The organism is Shewanella sp. WXL01, from assembly GCF_012263345.1.
Taxonomy (GTDB): domain Bacteria; phylum Pseudomonadota; class Gammaproteobacteria; order Enterobacterales; family Shewanellaceae; genus Shewanella; species Shewanella maritima.
On the sequence record NZ_JAAIKQ010000007.1, the window covers coordinates 79,732 to 99,379 of the forward strand.

Sequence of the window (19,648 nt, forward strand, 5' to 3'; positions counted from 1 at the left end):
TCTTTTAGAGTGGTGTGATAGTCACTCTATCAGGTAATGATCAAAGCCCTTGTCGAAAGATAAGGGCTTTTTTGTGTCTTTTTGATCAAAAAGTGGCTGATTAACTACCAAATAAGTTTCGTTTGTTTATAATCTATCTTTCGTTTCAAAAGATGCTGAAAGTAAATAGGCTTAAATGAACAAACGTAATACTCAGCAACGCCGCCATAGCATTATGACCCTGCTTAATGAGCAAGGTGAGGTCAGTGTTGAAGATTTATCCTTACGTTTCGAAACTTCAGAAGTCACTATTCGCAAAGATTTAGCCACGCTTGAGAAAACCGGCCTTTTGCTGCGTCGCTATGGTGGTGCAGTTGCAGTGCCTGATGAAGTTACCAGTCAATTTACCGCCAAAGTTGCGCCCAATAAGCTATCAATTGCTAAAGCCGCTGCTGAGCTGATTAACGATCATAATCGCATCATTATTGATAGTGGCACTACTACAGCAGGTATTATCGCTCAGTTAAATACTAAGCGGGGCTTACTGGTCATGACCAACTCATTGTCACTGGCGAACCAAATCCATGAGTTAGAAAACGAACCAACACTATTGATGACAGGTGGTACCTGGGATCCCCATTCAGAATCTTTTCAGGGGCAAGTAGCAGAGCAGGTTTTGCGCTCGTATAACTTTGACCAGCTATTTATTGGCGCAGATGGAATCGACATAGGGCGCGGTACAACTACTTTCAATGAGCTTACTGGCTTAAGTAAGGTTATGGCCGAAGTATCCCGAGAAGTGGTAGTGATGTTAGAGGCTGACAAGCTTGGCAGGAAAATTCCTAACCTTGAGCTATCTTGGGAAAGTATAAATATATTGATTTCTGATGACCGGTTGCCCTTGCATGCTGTAAAGGAAATTGAGTCACATGGTGTAAAGGTCGTTTTGGCTCCGTATACCGATAAATAACCAATTAAAGTGGAACTATTATGTGTGGAATTGTAGGCGCTGTTGCGCAACGAGACGTCGCTGAGATTTTAGTTGAAGGTCTTAGACGCTTAGAGTACCGAGGGTATGATAGTGCTGGCGTGGCAGTAATTAGCAACGGTGAGCTAAGCCGTACTCGCCGCCTGGGCAAGGTACAAGAGCTATCTAGTGCGTTAGATGCAAACCCACTAACTGGTGGTACAGGTATTGCTCATACTCGTTGGGCTACACATGGTGAGCCAAGTGAGCGTAATGCGCATCCGCATCAATCTCGGGGTGATATCGCGGTTGTTCACAACGGGATTATTGAGAACCATAACAAGTTACGTGACATGCTTACCGAGCAGGGTTATGAGTTTGCATCTGACACGGACACCGAGGTGATTTGCCACCTGGTTCATCATGAGCTAAAAAGCCACAATAGTTTACTAGCGGCAGTGCAAACAACTGTAAAGCAACTTGAAGGTGCATACGGTACCGTGGTTATTGATCGCCGCGACAGCGAGCGCATGATTGTTGCTCGCAGTGGTAGCCCACTGGTTATTGGTTATGGTTTAGGTGAGCACTTTGTAGCATCAGATCAACTTGCACTGCTACCAGTTACGCGCTCATTCGCTTTCCTGGAAGAAGGCGATGTTGCCGAGGTAACACGTCGTGAAGTGAATATTTTTGATGTGGACGGCAACCCAGTAGAGCGTGAAGTAAAAGAGTCTGAAGTGACTCATGATGCGGGTGACAAAGGTGAATATCGTCACTACATGCTTAAAGAAATTTATGAGCAACCAACTGCGATTGCTAGCACATTAAGCGGGCGTATTGAGTCAGGTAAAGTGCTAGATAGTGCCTTTGGTGAAAACGCTGCAGAGTTCTTAAAAGATATCAAACATGTACAAATTATTGCCTGTGGTACTAGTTACCACGCAGGTATGGCCGCACGTTACTGGTTAGAAGATTGGGCCGGTGTATCGTGTAACGTTGAGATAGCTTCAGAGTTTCGCTACCGCAAGTCGCATATGTTCCCAAATAGCCTTCTGGTGACAATTTCTCAATCTGGTGAAACTGCTGATACTTTAGCAGCACTGCGCCTAGCAAAAGAAATGGGCTATAAGGCTACGTTAACTATCTGTAACTCGTCGGGTTCATCACTGGTACGTGAGTCAGACATGGCTTATATGATGAAAGCAGGCGCTGAGATTGGTGTTGCATCAACCAAAGCCTTTACTGTGCAACTTGCTGGCTTATTAATGCTAACCACAGCCATTGGTCGTCATAACGGTATGAGCAGTGAAATGGAATCAGCTATTACTCAAAGCCTGCAGTCTATGCCTGCGAAAGTGGAGCAAGCGTTAGGTTTAGATGATGCGATTGCAGAGCTTGCTGAAGACTTTGCCGACAAACATCATGCATTATTCTTAGGTCGCGGCGACCAATATCCAATCGCGATGGAAGGTGCGCTTAAGCTAAAAGAAATCTCCTACATTCATGCTGAAGCCTATGCTTCAGGTGAGCTTAAACATGGCCCATTAGCGTTAATTGATGCTGATATGCCGGTAATTGTGGTTGCACCAAACAACGAACTGCTTGAGAAGCTAAAATCGAACGTTGAAGAAGTACGTGCCCGTGGTGGTTTGATGTACGTATTTGCAGATAAAGATGCTGAGTTTGAGTCAGACGACACCATGAAGGTGATTCCAGTACCGCATTGTGATGAGTTTATGGCGCCGCTTATCTACACCATTCCGCTGCAGTTATTGTCTTACTATGTAGCCTTAATCAAAGGTACTGACGTAGACCAACCACGTAACTTAGCTAAGTCAGTAACGGTTGAATAGCAGGTTGAGAACCTGAGGTTTTTGCCAAAGGAATATAGGCAGAGCTTCAGCGAATGAGTAAGTATTTAAAATCTCCAATTAAGCATGTCTTAGTTGGAGATTTTTTTATGGCTGAGATTCTAATTGAATGACTAATGCCAATTGAACTAAGTGACAGTTAGGAGCACTCACTTACTTGTGGTGCTTGATATGACATAAAAAAAGAGCCGCGAATGCGGCTCTTATAGTATCAATCTAATTTAGTTGTACTTGATGCGGTAGCTTTCAAGCTTGATGTTACCTGGGTTGCTCGGTGCAACATGATAGTTAATGAACTCTTGGTCAATCTCAACTACGTGCCAGAAGTTAGAGGTTTCCAGCTTTTCATCAACAGGTTTGTTCATTGGCTTTTGGCTGAAGATCTTGGTCCATTTTTCAGGTGTCATATCTGCAGGTGTTTTGCCTTTAGTATCTTTGCTTAGTAGGTTAAAGCGATCAACACTATCTTTGTTGTAATTCCAGTACATTTCTGGCAATTCAGTCATGTTGATTTTTTTACCTTCTAGGCCAAATTCTGCTTGGTAACTAGAGCTAAGGTCGTTGTTTACGCGAGCTACGTTAGCTGAAACCATTTGGTTGCCATCCATCTTAAACTCAACCACTTTGTTTGCAGATACTTCAAAAGCACGAGTACCAGTGTAGTCAGTTAGCGTGTAGGTTAAACCTTCAGCTGGTTTTATTTTGTTTAAGAATTTAATGCCGTTTTCTACAGAACCTGCTTCAAGCAATTTACGGTAAACAAAAATTTGCGCTAGACCGTTCATGCTGTGCTCAAGTTGGAACTTAGAGTGTGGGCTAAACGTGTGAGCGGCGCCATCCGTGGCAAAAATACCATGACCGCCAACCATGCCGGCAAATGCTGTCATTAAAATAACCGAACCGTCGTCATTTACGTGTTTGATAAGGCTTTGCGAGCCCTCCATAGCACGGATCCAGTCTAGTGTGTAACCAACAGAAGCTTTGTTGTCGCCCCATACTGAAGCGTGAGAACAGTGACCTGGAATCGCGCTACCGTGTTGTGCTTTTTCCATGGCAAGCATTGGGTCAATGCCTGTCATATCTTCAATTACCCAGAACATGGCATCGTATGAGGTAGCGTTCCAAGTAAAGATCTCTTCAAATGAAAGGCCTGAACCGTCAGCGATACCTTGCATCTCTTCTACTAGATCTGGCACTTCTTTTTTTGCTGTTGCTAGTAGGCCTGTGTTTTTGAACACATGCTTGTGAAAATCAGCGTAGGTAATATCTGTACCTAGTGTGCTAAGCAGATTGCTGACCATGTCGTACTTGAAACGGTTCACAGCATGACGAATAACCTTGCGAAGCTCTTTACCGTGCTTGTAGCCACGCTCGTAGTTAGTACCTGCAACTTCAACTGTAAAGAATTCAGATGTGTCGTTTGAGATGCTAACTTGGTGCTCTACAGGTGGCACACCTGCTAGGCTGGTATTGGAAACAAAAGCGCCAGAAACACTGAGAGCGATAAGTGATGCTAAGACAACTTTCTTCATACTATTAACCTCTGTTTTATTAAATTAATAAACGGATTGGCTTTTATACGAAGGAGTTTATCTGCATAAGAGCCAATAGAGCCTGGTTTAATTTTTGGGCTCCGTTGTTTTTATGGCTCTATATTAAGGTGGATTTTCGAATAGTATAAATCAATTATTATCCGATTTTCGAATGATAAATCGTTCAATGATTGATTGGCATACTTGTCCTAAATTGCGGTTTGCTGCCCAAACAAGATCAAGACCTGAGTACATTTGGGTTTGATTAAATTCAGGTTCAATGGCTATTAGAGAGCCAAGCTCAAATCGCTCGGCGCACCAGTCAGAGGGGAGAATGCCCCAGCCCATACCTAACTCGATTAAGTGACAGCACTGAGCCATATTGTCTGCTTCCCAAGTGTCCTGAGAGAATATTGATGTTTGACTGAGTACCGGATGGTGTTTAGTCGATTCACAGACGATTTGTCTCGCCGCAAGCAATTCTTCGTTGCTAATGCTTTCAAGGCTGGCAAGTGGATAGTCGGGACTACAAACACACAACCATTCATATTGATAAACAGTGATAAAGTTAAGGTATTGTGGGTAAGCGTCCGCACCAAAATGAATTCCTAGGTCAATATTGTGGGCAAGTAACTCTTTTTGTAGAGTTGCATGGTCAAGTAGACGTATCTCTACCTCGGTATTCGGGTAGAGTTTGTCTATATTGATCAGCATGGAATCGAGGCAAGACATGGGAGCCAACGGGTCGATTCCAAGTACAACTTTACTCTCAACCCCTTTATTTACAGCTAGAGCGAAGTGATTCATTTTTTCAGCTTGACGGAGTAAGAGTTTTGCTTGGTGATATAGTCGCTCGCCTGTATCTGTTAATGTGGGCTTGCGGGTACGGCGGTCAAATAAATCTAATCCTAATTCATCTTCTAAGTTACTTACCCCAATACTCACTGAACTTTGGCTTTTACTCAATTTTCTGGCCGCTGCAGAAAAAGAACCGGTTTCGACTGTAGTAATGAAAGCGAGTGCTTGCTCTAAATTGATCATAAGTTGGGCGAACCTAAGTGTTTGGGGGAGACGAAGAGTATTGCTCCACTCTATTACAGGTAAGCGAGAGTTTCGAGCTTCTTAAGTGATACCAAACTGTTGAATGCTGACGCTAGTTGAGTATTGAATCTCGCAGGAAATGACTATCCGCTTAGAAACCCAAATCACTCATTGGCAGCAAGGCTGATATTAGGCTGGGTAGGTAACCCCAAGTCAAAATATTGATTTGAAGTCACCTAATTAAGTGGTGTTATGAAGGTTGTGAATGTGCCTGACGCTGCAATAGAAGCAAATATCCTGCTGGGATCAGCATTAGCACTACAGGGGCTGATAGTGCCATTCCCCAGCCGATCACTAACGCGATTGGCGACATTAAATTATCATAACCGCCTACGCCGTATGCTAAAGGTAGCAGGCCTGCGACTGTGGTGAGTGACGTGACTAACATAGGCCTTACTCGGCTAATCGCACCTTCAAGCAGTAACTCGGGCCACTGCGTAGGGTTAGCGTTAAATTGCATTTGTCGGTAGTGATAAAGCATCACTAGGGCATTATTTACAACTACACCAGTCATACCAATTATACCTACACATGCAAAAAAGCTTAGTGGTTTACCATGTAACCATAGTATTAGCAGTGCAGATGCCGCGGCTGCTGGCAACACTAACAATGCGAGTAAGGCAACACTCACTTTATCAAATAGCACCATCATTACCATTGCCATCGCCGTAATCGCAATTAATAGTGCTAAGCCTAAAGATTTCAGTGAGTTGATGGTTTCACTAGCCTGGCTACTGCTAATTATCTCAGCGCTGTATTCATGGCTAGCAAAAGCTTGTAATAGCTCAGCCTCCACAGCGATTGGGTCGGTGATATTGGCATCAATATGGCTGGAAACCCTTAAAGTTCGTAAGCCGTTATAGTGCTCAAACACTTCTTTTCGTTCACTTTGCTGCCAGTGAATAAGTTGCCCAAGTTTAACCAATTGTCCCTGATTGTTAGGTAATGTTAATTGGGCTAACTCACTTGGCGTGCGGTCATTGTCATCAAGCACTAAGCGATAACGGACTTCTTCACCATCTAAAAACAGCCGTGACACATGCTCACCTTCAATGGCTATGCGCAGTAAGTCCGTTACTTGATTGAGTGAAACGCCATGTTGTACTAACCAATCTGGGCGAATATCTGCGCTGAGCTGAGCCACAGGCTCGGCATCTGAAATTCTTGGTGCCACGACACCATTGATGCTTTGTAATTTTGCCAGAATGTCTTGAGCCAAAGCTTGGCGGTCACTATCACTACCGCCAATAACTCTTATATCAATTGGGCGTTCACCTGGTGGGCCGCCGTTGTCGACGTCAAATTCTAAATCTAGCCCGTAAGCCTCGCCTTGTTGCTGCCATTGTTGTACTAGGTCATTAGCACTGAGCTTGCGTAAACCTGCAGGTGTTAGACTCACCTCCCAACTGCCGCTAGCCTCGGTTACTTCACCATACCAGCCGCTCACTTCTTCGGTATTTGCAAGCATTTCATCGATTTGCTGCGCCAATTGCCAGCTCTGATCTAATTCTAGGTTTGCTGGCATAGTTGCAGATATTGCGACTAAATAAGCGCCGTCGTCGGGGAAGAATACCAAGGGTAAGCGTTGCCCTAGCATTGCAACTAGTAATATCGATACCGCTAAAACTGAGCCAATAACCGATTTTGGGCGGTTAATTGCAAACTGCAATAGTGGTCTTAAGTACTCGCCAAAGTTTGTTAGCCAGGCTTTGGTTGGCAGCGAATCTATTTTATTTAACGCTCTACGCAGGTGGGATGGCACAACAACTGTCGCGTCAAGTAGCGAGAAAGCAAGCGCAATAGAGATAGTCAGCGGCAGAACATACAAGAGCTTTCCTGTACTGCCTGGCAGCCACAACATAGGTAAAAAGGCGATGATAGTGGTACAAATTGATACCAGAATTGCCGGTGCGACTTGTTGTACACCTTGAATGACGGCCTGGGTAATATCCATTCCTTCACTAAGATTGGCGCTGATCTTCTCGCTGACCACGACTGAGTCGTCAACAATAATACCGATGATGAGAATAAGCGCAGCCATGGTATAGCTATCAAGAATTTGCCCAATGGCAGCGAGCACAGCAATTGTGCCTAGCAGACAAAATGGAATTGATAATGCGACCCAAGGTGCGATTCGATGATGGAGCACCAATGCCAACACGAGTAACACGAGTATTAGGCCTGTCACACCATTAATTTTAACGATATCAAAGCGGGTTTGTATTTCTTCAGCAATATCAAAACCAACAGCCAGTTGGTAGTCTGAGCCTAACCTTTGTTGTTCACGGGTCAGAAGTGCGCGAACAGCTTGTGACGTGCTAACAACATCGGCCTTTTCGGCTGCACGTAAGTCAAAACCAATACTACGTTCACCATTAATCACCGATAAACTTTGCTGTCGCTCATAATCATAACGAACAGTTGCCACGTCTTTGAGGCGAATGAGAGGCTGCTGTTTTAGAGGCAGTTCTTCTAGCTTAGCAACTGTGTCTAGGCGTGATTCAGCGACTAATTCTATTTGTTCATTGTTGATATTAATGTTGCCAGCGGTAGCCAGCAGGTTGTGGTCGGCAATTGCGCTAGCTATGTCTGTAGCATTAAGTTGATAACGGCTAAGCTGTGCAGGCTCTAGTTCAATCCAAAACTCTCTCTCACGCAAATCAATCAGATTAACCTCACCAACACCTGATATACGCCTGAGTTTTAGTTCTAGCTGTTTAGCCTGTTCCCTTAACTGCTTGTAGCTTATTTGCTTAGAGCTTAGCTGAGAACCGATACCAACTACCATGAAATCAAGGTTTGATGACTTGTGAACCCGTACCAAGGGCTTTTCAATCACTTGAGGAGGCAAGTCAGTAACACGGTTCACCGCATCACGAATATCCTGATATACAGGTTCTAGCTTGGTGATATTTGAGTCAATGGTAATAGCAATGCGTGAGCTGCCACTTTCAGAAACCGAACTAAACTTTGAAATGCCCGATACGCTGAGCAGCTCTTTCTCAAGTTTAGAAGTCACATTCGATTCGACCTCTTCAGCAGATGCGCCAGGATAACTGGTACTCACAGATACTTCACCCGCATCAATGGCAGGTTTTTCTGCCATAGGTAACGACCATAACGACAGGGTGCCGATAGCTAATAATGCTATTGTGAGTACGTTTGCCAGCAATCGTCTTTGTATTAAGTTGGCAAAAAGGGCTGCAAAAATATTCACTCCACGCCCCCTTGTTCAAGGCGCAACTCTGCGCGATAGCCTGGTTTTAATTGCCTTTCTAGGTTGGCAAGTTCAAGCTCGATGCGATAGCCGCTACCATCTTGTTGCGGCGCGTCGGCAAGGCGAATTATGCTGGTTTCAAACTGCTTTTCGATAGCTGGTACATAAACTTTAATTGCCTGACCTAACGCCAGTTGTGCGATATCTTGCTCAACCAAATTAGCTTGAATTAATACCGTGCTGATATCTGCCAGTCGGTAAAGAGGCTCACCGACACTTACCCATTGACCAACTTCCACGTAACGTTCAATTACGCTTGCAGCAAAGGGGGCGAGAATTGTGTGCTTGTCGAGATTGCGCTTAGCAATAGCAAGGTTTTGTTGTTGTACCCTAAGCTGAACCTGACTTATCTGCGTTTGCCGTAGTTGCTCTTCTAGCTCGCTATCAGTCACGGTTTTCTTTGCATTGAGCTGCTGTAGGCGGGTCAGTTGCTTTGCTTTTAATTGACTATCAACCTCGGCAAGGTCACGGTTAGCCTGGGCCAAAGCTAATTCTAACTTGGGGTCTGTGGCATCGAACTCTAAAAGTCGTTGGAATTGAGTAACCTGTTCGCCAAATTCGACATCGTAATGATTGACTAGTCCATCGACCTGAGCCATTACATTCACTTCCGCTTTCGCTTTAATTTCACCTATGAGGTAATCGGTGGCATTGGCTGCTGACGACAGCATGACCAGCAGCAACAAAGCAATACGCATATTTAGTACTCCACATCTGAATATGGGCAGTATGTTATGCGAATATCTGTCGAAGAAATGTCGATGCCAGATGGCTGAGGATTGGTTTTGGGAAGAATGTACCTATGGAGGGGGAGCAAATCAATTAGCGTTGACATAAACACAACTGGTCACATTTTAGTCGTTAACTAGTTTGAGTTGATTGTGTTATATCTAAAACAGTTATTAGCCTAAGTGCTTCTCATTCACATCAATTTAAAACGACTTATGAACTACTTGAAAACACTCCTTTTTATTGTTGGCTTACTTTGCATATCGATACCTTATAAAGTTCACGGGCAAGCCAGTGCGAAAGGGGATCATATTGAAGTTGCTTTAGTGAGTGAGAATCAGCAGTTAAGTCCTGATAAAACTAATTGGATTGGTGTGTTACTTACGCCTGAAGAACACTGGCATACCTATTGGCAGAACCCTGGTGATTCAGGGGAAGCACCAACTGTTGAATGGAGCGCCTCAGTGCCTTTATCTTTTGGGGATATTTTATGGCCAATACCCCAGCAAATTCCTGTCGCCCACCTGGTTAACTATGGTTATGACGGGCAAGTACTGCTTATGGTGCCTGTTGAATTGTCGAATGCTGACAAGCTTGCAGAGCAAGTAGATATCAAGGTGTCACTGTCTTGGTTAGTGTGCCAAGAAGACTGTATTCCGGGTTGGGCTGATTTAACTCTTTCGTTGCCTGTGTCTGTAAACACCCAAGAGTCTAGCTACGCGCCATTATTTGCCCAAACCCGCGAGCAATTACCTAACGATACTCAGCTAACCGCAAAATTTGAAATTACTGAGCAACACCTTGCTGTGTCTTATCAAGCACCGTTTGAATCAGATTGGCAGTTACTGCCGCTGCGCTCAGACGTGGCGCAGCACAATCAAAAGCAATCTGTCGTTAGTGAAGCTGACTTTAACAATCAAGTGATTGCCAGATCAGACTACTTTGTGGGTGATGCGCAAACCTTGAAGTTTTTAATGACAGACGGTCAATCTGGTTACTATGTCACTGCACACCTAAATGATAATCAGCAGCAAACGACCGATGCTTTATGGGTGATTTTGATAATGGCGTTTGTTGGTGGGTTAATCCTAAATATTATGCCATGCGTATTACCTGTGCTGTCGTTTAAAGCCATGGCTATTGGCCAGCAAAACATGACCATGACCCAAAAGCTTGGCTACGGCATTGGTGTACTGGTTTGCTTTAACTTGTTTGCCACCATGATTATTGTGTTAAAAAGCTCAGGCGAAGCGGTAGGGTGGGGTTTTCACATGCAAGAGCCGGCTGTTATCGCTTTTTTAGCTTTCTTGTTTGTGTTTATCGCGTTGATATTGATGGATATTGCGCCCTCAGGTGCAAGGCTTGCGGGAGTTGGGCAATCACTGATTGCAGGAAACGGTTTTGGCAGTCAGTTTTTTACCGGTGTATTGGCGGTTATCGTAGCTTCGCCTTGCACCGCGCCATTTATGGCTGCGGCGTTAGGGGTTGCTTTGGTAAGTCCCCCTATCACCACATATTTGATTTTTACGGCTCTTGCGCTTGGTTTTGCTCTGCCTTTATCCTTGTTATTTATCTCGCCAGTTTTTGCCAAATTATTGCCAAAACCAGGGGCGTGGATGAACACCTTTAAGCATTTGTTGGTGTTCCCTATGCTAGCTACAGTTGCCTGGTTAGTGTGGGTTTACCTTGGTCAAACAAGCAGTTTCGCCCAGTTTGGTTTGCTATTGGCTTTAGTGGGATTTGCGCTGTTTATTTGGTTGAGTAGCGTGTTAAAGGGAGTGTATAGCCTTAGCAGTTTGATATTGGCTTTAGTCATACTACTAGGTGCGTTATTTAATGGTGCCCAAACGCAAGCATTACCAAATGACAGTTCGCACGAGGCTTATTCCCCTGAAAAGTTAGCGCAACTGCGAAACAATGGACAGCTTGTACTGGTCAATATGACTGCAGACTGGTGCATTACTTGTAAAGTGAATGAGCAGGTTGCCTTTAGTACAGAGCAGGTGCAGCTGGCTTTGCAGCAAAACCAGGTCCACTATCTAGTCGGCGATTGGACCAACAAAAATGACATGATTTTTAACTATTTAAAGCAATATCAACGCTCTGGCGTGCCGTTATATGTCATGTATGCCGGTAATGATTATGAGCAAGTATTGCCACAAATTTTAACACCAGAAATGGTAGTAACAGCGATTAACACAGCAAAAAAGGAAGTGAATCATGATTAGCAAGAAACTACTCTCAGTCACTATTTTGTTACTGGGCTTTATTGGCAATGTCGCAGCTGCAGTGAAGGTAGATCAAGTTGCACCTAACTTTAGCTTAGCCAACTCTAAAGGTCAGCAAGTTCAACTTTCAGACTTTAAGGGTAAGTATGTGGTGCTTGAGTGGACTAATCACTTATGTCCTTATGTTCAAAAACATTATGACAGCGACAATATTCCAAGCATGCAGCGCGAATATACTCAAAAAAATATTGTGTGGTTATCGATTATTTCATCAGCCGAAGGTAAGCAAGGTCACATTGATGCTGCCAAATCTGATGAATTAACCGCGTCACGCAATGCTGCGCCAACTCACGTACTGTTTGACCCAGAAGGTGACGTAGGCAAGTTATATGGCGCTAAAACCACACCACATATGTATATTATCGACCCTGCAGGGACCCTTAAATATGCTGGCGGTATTGATAGCATCAAATCTGCAAATCCTGCTGATATTGCTAAAGCCGATAATTACGTAGAGCTTGCAATGGCAGAGTTGCTAGCAGGTAAAAATGTCAGTAAAAAGCTAACCCCACCTTATGGATGCTCTGTGAAATACAAAGGGTAATCCACCTGTAAATAGGCTTAGCTCAATTCGGTGCTAGGCCTATTTAAGTATCATGCAACTAGCATTTCTTGGCTGTTATTGTTCCGTACATTCAAGCCAAAAATAAAAACACGCCGCTCCACATTTTTTTCACATTTGTTTCTTATTGTTCAGGCTGGCCTTTAAAGGATCCAGTAAAGGAACAACAAGATGAACAACTATTTAGTGATAAGTTCTTTGGTATTAAGCCTAGGAGCCATATCTTCGCTCAGTGCTGCAACCTTGCCACCACTGACGATAACAGTTGATGAAAATACTAAAACCAATACAAGAATTGGTGAAATTAAGTTCTTTGATGGTGAAGCAAATAGCAGTTTTACCATTGAAGTCGGTAGCAGCAGTATTGAAAACTGGGCTACTAACGGTGAAGCGTTTGAGCCAATCGCGTTTTATAACCAATTTACTCAAACCCCTATTTTATTTAGCCAAATTCAAACAAATAGCAGCTATAAAGTTTCTTATGATGTGTATACCAACTCGTATACCGGCACGGTAGAAAAAGCCGGTAGCGAGTTTTTGCTGCGTGCACGTCATCAAGGTGTATCTGCAACAGGCTTTGAAGCTATTTTAGAGTCTGAGTTAGATAAGCGTGGCACCAGTGCTGTCACTGCGATTAACAATAAAGGTGCGGAGCTACTTGGTTGGATGGCTGTAAGCGACAGTCGTCAAGGTGTTTGGGGAGAAATGCCTTTTGAAGTTACGTCAACTGGGTTGAATGTGACTCACAGTGAGTTCTCTCAAAGCTTTACTGCGCCGATGACAGATACGCCAAATATCTTAACTACTATCACTAGTTACTCAGAGATAGCTCAGGCTGGCGTAGCAATTAATAAAGTCAGCGATAACAACGTTAAGTTATTTGTCGATGAGATTGATGATGGCAGTCATGCCGCTGAAGAAATCAGTGTTTTTGCTGTTCAAGGTAGTGGCATTTTAAAAGATGTTAACGGCACTAGCATTGGTGAAACGGGCGCTGTTGAAGTAGCTGACACTGGTCGAGATGCAGTATTCACGGTTAACCTGCTAAGGCAATACACCAACCCTGTGGTATTTGTTCAAGCTGTAGGTATCGATGGCACCATTAATGATGCGGCAATTCGCCTGAGTCAGGTTGGTAGTCACTTCTTTACTGGTTACTTGCACGATATCAGTGAATCAGTCGTACCCAACAAACATGGCCAATTTACCTTGCATTATAAGGTGTTTGAACAAGGTAGTTGGGATATTCCTGTAGAGCAATATCAATATGCCATTGTTGCTGGCAATGATACTGGTGCATTTAGCGTAGATGCGGCAACTGGCAAAATCCGCATTGCTGATCAAACCCAAATTGATTATGAGTCTGGAATTCATTCCTTTAACTTTACAGTGCGCGTGACAGATGGTCGTGGCAATGAGTACGACACTGAAGTGACCGTGAATGTAAATGACATCAATGATTCACTCAATAACAACGCTCAAACCATTGCAGGTTTGGCACAAGACGATTGGTCTGGTTTTGGCCTTGCACCTGCGGGTGATGTTAATGGTGACGGTTTTGACGACGTTATAGTTGGTGTGCCTCATGATGACAACAATGGCGAAGATGCTGGTCGAGCTTACGTATTATTTAGTAATGCTTCAGGCGTGTTACCAGACTTTGAAACCGTGCTTTCTGGCTCAGGTGGTTTCGTTATTAACGGCGCAAAGGCTGGTGACAAAGCTGGTTTTAGTGTTAACGGTGGCGCAGATATAAATGGCGACGGTCTAGCTGACATTATCGTAGGTGCACCCTTTGCCGACAATAACGGGCTGAATTCGGGCTCGGTTTATGTGGTGTTTGGTAAGCCTGATACCGCGCCTGTTGAACTACTAGCTTTTAATGATGGCGGCAACTTACAAGGTTACGCTATTCATGGTGCTTACAAGCACGATTATGTCGGTGGCAGTGTACTTGTTGGCGATGTAAACGGTGACGGTTTGGCTGATGTTATTGCTGGTGAAACCCAGACACGTTTTGTTGTTGGCAATGAAGCTTTTTCTATCAGCGGTATTGCTGAAGATGCCAACTACAGCGACCCGCATATGGCCTATGTGGTTTATGGCAAAGCTGATAGTAATGTTCAATACCTTTCTGAAGTAGCCTTAGACAACAACAGCAGTGGCTTTGTGGTTAAAGATGATGGCCGTGCACCTTTTAAAGATTGGCCGTTTGGTGCTTTGGTTATGCCATCGGGCGACTTTAACAGTGATGGCCTTACTGACGTAATTATTTCACACGGTATTCTAGGCCGCGAAAGCGGCGTGAATAAGCTGCTATTTGGACGTGTCGGTGGCGCCGCAGTTGATTACGGTAAAATTTCATCTGAAAAGCATGGCATCAACATTAACGCTGAATATGCCGGTAACTATGCGTTTGCTTCAAACCTTTCTTCAATCACAGTGACGCCAGGATTTGTTTCGGCAAGTATTGGCGACATTAATGCCGACGGCATTGATGATATGGCGCTGCTGGCGCCTGATGATGGCTGCTGTAACAGTTGGGAACACCCTCGTGCGTACATTATTTTCGGCACCCTCGCGAATGTAGATATTGACTTGGCAGCTATTGCTCAAGGGCAAGGTGGCTTTGTTATTCATAACGATGCATCAAATATCGACTTTAAAGGCATGCAAATCGTTATTGGCTCAATTGGTGGTGCGGGTGACCTAAATGGTGATGGCTATGACGACATAATTATTGGCGACCCGTTTGCCGAAGATGAAAAAGGTCGCGTTTATGCAGTGTATGGATCTGCGCAAACTCAGCCAGTTTATTTAAGCGAAGTTATTGAAACATCTCGTGGTTACTACGCAACTGGTAATGGCGGCGAAATGTTAGGTCAATGGATTGCGAGCGCTGGTGATATCAATGGTGACGGCATTAAAGACATCCAGTTCGGTACGCCATCTGCATCTACCAATAATTTAACCCGCAACGGCGCGATATATGTTCTAAAAGGCGACGGTAGCCAAATTACGATAAGGGGTACAGACCTTGATGACACTATCAATGGTGATAGCAACAATAATTACATTGCTACAGGTACTGGTAATGACGCGGTTTTCAGCAAAGGCGGTCAAGACGCCATTTATACAGGGCCAGGAAATGACACAATTGTTATTAGTGATGATTCTTTTGTACGTATTGATGCTGGCGGCGGCACTGACACTGTGGTGTATGATGGTCAGGGAATTCATTTAAACCTAACTTCTGCCGCCTCTAAAGTACGTAGTGTCGAAGTGTTTGATATCCGTGGTTCTGGCGCCAACAAGTTATCGCTCAATAAAAGTGTTAGTAGTAATTCTAAATTGCGTATTTTGGGTGACGCAAATGATGCCGTATTCGCCGCGAATAACCAGTGGCAAGACACCGGCAATGTGCAGGTAATCGATAATGTAGAGTACAGTGTATTCCAGGTGGGCGCCGCGCAAATGTTGGTGCAGACGGGGGTAGCTGTTGAGATTAATAACGACCCAAGTATTGCCGATCAAAGTTTTGCTGTGAGTGAATACACGGCTGGTGGCTCGTCGATTGGACTGATTGTCGCCAACGCCAATGATGTTGGCGACTTCGTAACCTATAAAATCATTGCTGGCAATACTGATAACGCTTTTGTAGTAGATGCACTTAGCGGTGCGTTATCAATAAGTAGTGCTAAATCGCGACTCGATTACGAGGAGCAAAGTCAGTATGACTTAACTGTGCAGGTGACAGATACATACGGCGCATCTACTGTGGCGACAGTGTCTGTTGAAGTTAATGATGTCGAGTTTATCAGCCACTCATTCAGCGCCGATTTAAGTGCAACAGAAAGTACCTTTGGCTCAACTGCATTTACTGACATTCTTCATGTGGCGACCATGAATGAAATAGCTGGCGGCGAAGTATCAACTGCAGATATTGATCCTATTCAGGCTCCGGGTATTGAGTATCCACCCGGGTTTGATGTTGCTAACCCAGAAAATTGGCAAAAGAAGATCGAAGATACAACCAAAAATGTACAAGGCCTGTTTGAAATGAACCTAGGCGTACATCTGTTCTTTGAGCCTCGTTTAAGCATGCAAACTGGACAGGTTGTGTCAGACATTCCTGTGAGTATGGATCTTGCCTATGCCGATGAAATACAGGTGGGCCAAGAAACCTTAATCACTTCAAAGGTAAATATAGATAACTATGCGGAATTCACAGCAACGTCACCCGCGTTCGAGTTTGACTTTGCCCTAGGGGTTAAGGATTTATCTTTTGGTGTTAAATCAGACATCATTCTTGATAAGCATGGTGACCCACTCAACAAGCAAACTGCATTAGATGAAGGTTCATTTGAGGTAACGCTAAAATCAGATGAATTGGCGGTGGTGAGTCGACACTGTTTGCAAACGCTAGGGCAACCAGCATGTTTAATTGGCTCAGAATCAGATGAAACCCAGCCATTAAGGATGTCAGCTTCGATTGATGCCGATGACTGGTTCGAGCAAGAGTTGTATTACAAAACATCCTGGAAAGCTTGGTACCATGGTGCTAGTGGCCAAGCCATTAGTCATAACGTAGAAGAGTGCCGCGAAGATTTCTTCTATCCTGCGGGTGAAGATCTTTTCTACCGCTATAACTTTGAGATGTTAGATACTTTCTTAAGTGTTTATGCCGATATTAAACAGGACTTTTACCTTGAGGTTCGCCCAATATCACGCTTAACACTTGAAGATGGTAGCGAGCTTGTCTTTAAAGGTGATGAAGATATCCGCTTTACACCTGAGCAATACCACGATGTAAACAATGACGGTGTAATCGATGCAAACCTAACCGTGAACTTGTATTCAGTTTTCTATAACGACACGAAGACAAGTATGGGCGCAAGATTGCCATTCCAAATGGGTATTGCAGATTGGAATATTCAAGAAGCCGTTTGTACTTCAACAAACGTTTACTTGTACCAGCAATCAGGTGCCATGTATGAGAAAGGCACCTTCGGGCCTGTATTTGACTTTGAATTTGGCTTCCATGTTGAAGAGCTTTCTTTAACTGAGTGGAAGTGGGATGAAGCAGCTGAAGCACTAGCTTCTCCGTTTGTTAAAAAGTCTGAGTCTATAGAGCCTCTCCCACCTTATCTTTATAACGACAACGAATGGTTATTGGCCCATGAAAAAATCAGTAAAGATATCTCGTTCGACTTGTGTAATCAGGACGGTGAGTGTGGCCAACCTGTGCTTTCTTTCCACAATAATGCGCCAACAGCGACAGATGTAGTAGTAACCGGTGAGCACACGGCTAAGCGTGCGTTGGCAGCGAGTTATGTTTACAGCGATTATGAAGGCGATGCGGAAAGCAAGTCAGTACATCAGTGGTTTATAGCAACAGATAGCGCAGGCAGTGATGAAGCGCCAATTGTTGGTGAGACAACGCTTTCATACACGCCGAGTATTGCTGAAGTAGGCAAGTATGTCAGGTACTGCGTACGCCCAAATGATGGTTCTAGTCTAGGGTTTGTAAGCTGTAGTAGCTGGCAGCAAATTGGCACACCTTTCTATCAAGATGGCTCAATCTTAACTGGCTTTGGCCAAGCGGCTGTTTTTGATGGTGTGACACAATCATTACTACAAGAAAACTACGGCATGTTTAACCCAGATAACTCATTCACCATTGAGTTGTGGTTAAACGTCAATGAACTCAATTCGACGACCCATAACAATGTGATTGTCTTTAAAAATGGCAGTCTTGGTCGCGCGGCATTACGTGTGAAAGATGATGGCAGTTTACGTGTCAAAGTCACTGACACCACGTTCAATACCACACAATCTGTTAGCCTTAACAGCTGGCACCATGTGTCGATGACTTACGACAGCACAACAGGGCAATTAACCACTTATCTTGATGGTGATGAGGTGATATCTGTAACAGATAGTTCAACCTTTGGTGCATCGGATATTGTTTGGGGAGCCAACAAGAACCGTGGAAATAGCTTATTTAACGGTAAGCTAGATGAGCTAAGAGTCTGGTCTAAGGCCAAGACGGCAGACGAGGTCAAGCAAGGGATGTTAGCGGGCGTGAGCTTGTCTGATCCTGAGTTATTGTCTTATGTCGATTTTGAAGGTGCTGATACTTACAACATTAGTGAGCGCGTGGGTAACGTGGCTGTTTCTGCCCAAGACTCATTAACCGTTGACAAGCATCGTTCATTTGCCGTGTTAGATGGTAATGATGACTATGTTGAGATAGAACACAACACTAGATTAAGTTTTTCGAAGCAGAGCTTCTCAGTACAAGCTTGGGTGTACGTAACTGGTGATGCAGATTACGAGCGAAGTGTGATCAGTAAAATTTCAGCATCTAACACCGAGAGAGGTTGGTCGCTTAGGGTTGATAACAACAATCGCCCTAACTTTAGATATGTGACTAAACCGCTTGGTCAATTAGGTGATAGTAAACGTGTCGTGTTTGACTTTACCTCTGATATCGCATTAAACAATGAGCAGTGGTATCACTTGGCGGCAACGGTCGATCGCAACAACCGAATAGCTAAACTGTATCTTGATGGTGCTGAGGTTCAATTTAAGAATTTAGACAGCTCAGAGGTGACTAGCAATACCGTACCTATGCGTATCGGCGCTTTTAGTGGCAGTGGTGCAGGAGGTTACTTTGAGGGGTTGATTGATGATGTTGCTATTTGGAAAAGGGTTCTGACTCAAGATGAGATTCAAGCTTGTATGCAAGGTATGCAACCAGGTTGTGAGAATGATCTGATGGTTAAATATGACTTTGAAAATAAGAGTACCGATAACAAGTTGAGTTATAACTACCCTGGTAGCTTGGTTAATGGTGCCCATACCGAAGATTCATTTATTGTGACCTTTAACGCGAAAAATGGTGAAACCCTGTATGGAGCGTTACCAGTCGGTGATGGCGTAGCCTTTGAGTTAATGGATTCGCCAAATAACGGCACAATTTACCTCGATGAATACTCTGGTGAGTTTGAATACATACCAAATGTTGATAACACCCAAACCAGTGATTCATTTAGCTATATTGTTTATGACATTAACGATGGTTACAGCTTTAAACGCACGGTAAATATCACCATTAGCGATTAACCATCCAGTAAAAAGCGCATACGTAGAACTGCCCCTAATAGTTGCACACCAATTATTGGGGGCTTTTTATTTTTGCGAGTTTTTCTTGCGCAGTGTTTTAATCGGCGTCAGCTCGCAATTAAATGCTCTACTGGGCTTTGGCAAACTTCTTTTTGAGAAAGGTTAAGCTGCACTTTAAAATCAAAGCTTTAAACTGAATGAAATGTAATTATTG

9 protein-coding genes are annotated in these 19,648 nt (G+C 43.9%); 5 read left to right on the plus strand and 4 right to left on the minus strand.

What is annotated here, in order from left to right; genetic code table 11:
* Nucleotides 1–175: 175 nt before the first annotated feature.
* Together G3R49_RS15165 and glmS are read left to right on the plus strand one after the other, a co-directional pair.
* The gene (locus tag G3R49_RS15165) at nt 176–949 is read left to right on the plus strand and encodes a DeoR/GlpR family DNA-binding transcription regulator (RefSeq protein ID WP_167870249.1); all 774 of its coding nucleotides are present in this window, start codon (nt 176–178) and stop codon (nt 947–949) included.
* Nucleotides 950–969: 20 nt separating this feature from the next.
* The gene (gene glmS, locus G3R49_RS15170; RefSeq protein WP_167870250.1) at nt 970–2,799 is read left to right on the plus strand and encodes a glutamine--fructose-6-phosphate transaminase (isomerizing); all 1,830 of its coding nucleotides are present in this window, start codon (nt 970–972) and stop codon (nt 2,797–2,799) included.
* A gap of 239 nt (nt 2,800–3,038) precedes the next feature.
* Here the strand turns inward: glmS and G3R49_RS15175 are convergent, their stop codons facing one another.
* The 4 genes from G3R49_RS15175 to G3R49_RS15190 form a co-directional block, all read right to left on the minus strand.
* Entirely contained in the window at nt 3,039–4,349 is a 1,311-nt protein-coding gene (locus G3R49_RS15175; RefSeq protein WP_167870251.1) for a C45 family peptidase, read from the minus strand.
* 150 nt (nt 4,350–4,499) lie between these two features.
* Nucleotides 4,500–5,390, minus strand: a complete 891-nt coding sequence (locus G3R49_RS15180) for a LysR family transcriptional regulator (RefSeq protein ID WP_167870252.1) — start codon at nt 5,388–5,390, stop codon at nt 4,500–4,502.
* A gap of 250 nt (nt 5,391–5,640) precedes the next feature.
* Complete coding sequence (locus G3R49_RS15185; protein WP_167870253.1) at nt 5,641–8,667, minus strand: efflux RND transporter permease subunit; 3,027 nt, start codon at nt 8,665–8,667, stop codon at nt 5,641–5,643.
* The gene (locus G3R49_RS15190) at nt 8,664–9,425 is read right to left on the minus strand and encodes an efflux RND transporter periplasmic adaptor subunit (RefSeq protein ID WP_167870254.1); all 762 of its coding nucleotides are present in this window, start codon (nt 9,423–9,425) and stop codon (nt 8,664–8,666) included. The genes G3R49_RS15185 and G3R49_RS15190 overlap by 4 nt, the downstream gene beginning before the upstream one ends.
* A gap of 255 nt (nt 9,426–9,680) precedes the next feature.
* Between G3R49_RS15190 and G3R49_RS15195 the strand changes: the two genes are divergently transcribed.
* The 3 genes from G3R49_RS15195 (at nt 9,681) to G3R49_RS15205 (ending at nt 19,434) form a co-directional block, all read left to right on the plus strand.
* Nucleotides 9,681–11,684, plus strand: coding sequence for a protein-disulfide reductase DsbD (locus G3R49_RS15195; RefSeq protein ID WP_167870255.1), 2,004 nt, complete (start codon nt 9,681–9,683; stop codon nt 11,682–11,684).
* Nucleotides 11,677–12,288: a redoxin domain-containing protein gene (locus G3R49_RS15200; RefSeq protein WP_167870256.1), complete on the plus strand. Its 612-nt coding sequence runs from the start codon at nt 11,677–11,679 to the stop codon at nt 12,286–12,288. The genes G3R49_RS15195 and G3R49_RS15200 overlap by 8 nt, the downstream gene beginning before the upstream one ends.
* A 189-nt stretch (nt 12,289–12,477) precedes the next feature.
* Nucleotides 12,478–19,434: a LamG-like jellyroll fold domain-containing protein gene (locus tag G3R49_RS15205; RefSeq protein WP_167870257.1), complete on the plus strand. Its 6,957-nt coding sequence runs from the start codon at nt 12,478–12,480 to the stop codon at nt 19,432–19,434.
* Nucleotides 19,435–19,648: the final 214 nt, after the last annotated feature.